Below are 308 nucleotides of genomic sequence, written 5' to 3'. Positions count from 1 at the left end.
CCGCGGAATCGCGCTGGTGAGCACCAGCAATAAGTGCTGCTGCTCACCAGCGGGCGGGGTTAGCCGCGGGCGGTACGCTCCCGCATGTTCGTCTCGCCGGTCTCTACCCAGATCGTGCGGTGCACGATTCGATCCATGATCGCGTCGGCGTGCACGTCGCCGCCGAGCCGGTCATGCCAGTCAGGTTTCTTGTATTGGGTGCAGAACACCGTTGAGACGGTGTCGTAACGACGTTCGAGGAGCTCGAGGAGCATCCCGCGCAGACTGTCGCTGGGCTGGTCAAGGAGCCACTCATCGATCGTCAGCAA

1 protein-coding gene is annotated in these 308 nt (G+C 63.0%); it reads right to left on the bottom strand.

All coding sequences use genetic code 11. The features are described from left to right. Nucleotides 1-59: 59 nt before the first annotated feature. Nucleotides 60-308 (bottom strand): ATP-binding protein (locus ACXR2T_RS15815; protein WP_489945567.1); only part of this gene is annotated, 249 nt, incomplete at its 5' end.

The sequence above is a fragment of the Leucobacter faecis genome (assembly GCF_054456635.2).
This window is presented reverse-complemented; position numbering and strand designations above follow the sequence as displayed.